A 2,681-nucleotide genomic window follows, 5' to 3' on the forward strand; every position below is an offset into this window, starting at 1 on the left:
TCCGTGAGCTAAAAGCTCACGCTACTTGAGGTGCTTTGTGGCACAGGCCACAAGGGATTTGACTTTCGTGACTATTAAACCAATGCTTACCTGTTTGATTCAAAAGCTGATAGCATCTCAAGTAACGTGCCCATTCCCGTAGGGTGGCCATAGGCCAAGGCCTTTGACTGATAGCTGATAGCTGATAGCTGATAGCTGATAGCTGATAGCTGATAGCTGATAGCTGATAGCTGATAGCTGATAGCTGAATACTTACCATCCGGCTGTTCCTTTCCATCTCCTACTTCTGTTCTTCTTCAGTCTGTGCCATTGATCAGAAAATTTTCATAATTCTTATCTTTAGCAGTGTTCACTTCAGCAATACTTTCCATTTCAGAAGAAAGCTTATTTTGATGCTGGTGATACTTATGTGCTGCCATAGTTAGACCCAAAAATCCCCAAATATAACATCCCCCAACACCAAGCATGGCGCTACCAATCGGTAGCCCGATTAAATTACTCAAACCAATAGCACGAGCAGCACTCATGAAGGAATCACGGCGAATCTCAGGATATTGGAACACACTATATACCAGCAGGAGCAATCCACACATATACGGGAGAGTTCCAAACCAGCCTAGGGTAAAAAACATATCTAAAATGCCACTGTCAATCACAACGCTTCGGATTTCCCCTTGTTCGATAGTGAATGTATTTCCAATCCCATTACCTAGAGCCATAGAAAGAGCTTTGCCAAGACTCTCTTCATAGATCTGTTGTCTAACTTCTGCGCTGTGATCATTTCCAAGGTCAGAAAATGTTGCCAAACGACTACCAATTACTTCCGAGAATGGCTCAATAGTGGTTAACGGCACGATACACATTGCCATGACCAAGATAGAAATAATGATGCGCATCTGAATTTGGGGTTTGAGTGAACTGGTCAGGGAAGCTAGTCCAAAGAACCAGCTCGCCCACATCGTCCGTGACAAAGTTAGTAGAAAAGACAAGTAACCAGCTATGGAAGCAGGAATACGTACAGGACTGTTATTATTAAATAACAACAGCAAACCCACCATCATGGTTGCGGCAAACGGTCCAGTGGAATTCATGGTGCTCCACAAACGAATACCGAATGGTTCGGGATTGCCCATCGAGAACATTCTGGCGTTGATCAGCCAAAATCGATCCCACTCTGGTGCGATCACATATTGCACTATGCCATAGACTCCCATCACCAATACACCCCAGAGGAATGTGCGCTGAATGTTTTGGCGATAGCGAGGATAATCTCGCCAATTTATAAATAAGTAGAAACCTAAAAGAATCGGAGTGAACCAGTCTATCAGTCCTCGAATGGCGAAAATAGGAGTGCTTTTAATCAGACCAATGATAAAGCCATACAAAATACTGGTGAATCCCAAAATAAAAGGCAAACCCCCCTGTTTATAGGCTCTAGGAAGGTATTTTACAAAGGTATCCACAGTAATCCATGTCACCACAGGCGCTACTAGCAATACTGGACTCGGATTAACCCAGTTACTGCGATAGTCAATTAAACGACGAACCAACGGCATCAGAAACCATAGCCACCACATAAAACCTAAGTACAGGACAGGATACCGTCGATAAAGAAAAAGGCCCACGGCAAACCCTACCACAGGCAACAGAATACGCAGAAGGCTGCCAGCACCAGCAATAATGCCCAGTATTGTAATCACCACAAATAACAGGATGGCTGTCCAAGCAGGGGCTGGTTCTAGTTTGATAGGAATTCCTTTTGTCATTAGGTGTTAGGGATTAGATACACAGTAGTTCTCAATTGGCTGAGGGAAAAAGTCCTAGGTTTTAGGGAGTAGGGAGTAGGGAGTAGGGAGTAGGGGTAATAAAATTAAATGTACTTAATAACTATTAGAAACGCTAGATCTGATAGATTAGAGATTAGTTAGTATTGATTAGAGATTAGTTAGTATTGATTAGAGATTAGTTAGTAGTCATTTTTCGACTGCCTGTTCCCTATTTCATGTTCCCTATTTCTTATTCCCTATTTCCTGTTCCCTTTCCACATTTAGTCAACAGTCAACCTTCAATCTTGGCCTTTGGCCACGCTACGCGAACAACCTTCAACCTTGGCCTTTGGCCACGCTACGCGAACAACCTTCAACCTTGGCCTTTGGCCACGCTACGCGAACAACCTTCAACCTTCAATCTTGGCCTTTGGCCACGCTACGCGAACAACCTTCAACCTTGGCCTTTGGCCACGCTACGCGAACAACCTTCAACCTTGGCCTTTGGCCACGCTACGCGAACAACCTTCAACCTTATTCAACCTTCAACCTTATTCAACCTTCAACAGTCTCTTTTGCTAGCCTAAGCACTTTTTCCAGCTCAACCAACCCTGCCAACGTCCACGCAAAGAAGCAAGCCACTTTTGTCCTGCTAAAAGTCCTTCCTTGGGGAAAGACCGCAAACATTGCAGGAAACCGGGTTTAATTTGCGTTCCCACCAATGTTGACCAAACTATAAATATAATCCGTTGTAGAATAGGGAAGTAATCTAACAAAACTATAGTTTCATTATGTGCCGCATTAATTAGGGCAGTATCGCTAAAAACTATGCCTCGCTGATCCTCATCAAAACGCTGTGCTGGATAGTGGTCTACTGCTACCCCTGGGTCATAAATCAGCTTCCAACCCGCTTTA

Annotated in this window: 3 protein-coding genes and 1 pseudogene; 1 reads left to right on the plus strand and 3 read right to left on the minus strand. The window is 43.9% G+C overall.

Annotated features, from left to right (window positions below):
- Positions 1–16: 16 nt before the first annotated feature.
- Together F6K20_RS33150 and F6K20_RS33155 are read right to left on the minus strand one after the other, a co-directional pair.
- Positions 17–277 (minus strand): hypothetical protein, encoded by a 261-nt coding sequence (locus F6K20_RS33150; RefSeq protein ID WP_287263554.1) that lies wholly within the window; start codon positions 275–277, stop codon positions 17–19.
- Between the two features lie 19 nt (positions 278–296).
- Entirely contained in the window at positions 297–1,766 is a 1,470-nt protein-coding gene (locus F6K20_RS33155; protein ID WP_287297597.1) for an O-antigen ligase family protein, read from the minus strand.
- A 236-nt stretch (positions 1,767–2,002) separates the two neighbouring features.
- On the opposite strand from F6K20_RS33155, the gene F6K20_RS33160 reads away from it, so the two are divergent.
- Positions 2,003–2,353, plus strand: coding sequence for a hypothetical protein (locus tag F6K20_RS33160; protein ID WP_287297599.1), 351 nt, complete (start codon positions 2,003–2,005; stop codon positions 2,351–2,353).
- Here the strand turns inward: F6K20_RS33160 and F6K20_RS33165 are convergent.
- Positions 2,345–2,681 (minus strand): annotated as a pseudogene (locus F6K20_RS33165) (glycosyltransferase family 2 protein); the annotation flags it as partial. The gene F6K20_RS33160 and the pseudogene F6K20_RS33165 overlap by 9 nt on opposite strands.

Source organism: Moorena sp. SIO2C4 (assembly GCF_010672485.1).
Lineage (GTDB): Bacteria > Cyanobacteriota > Cyanobacteriia > Cyanobacteriales > Coleofasciculaceae > Moorena > Moorena producens.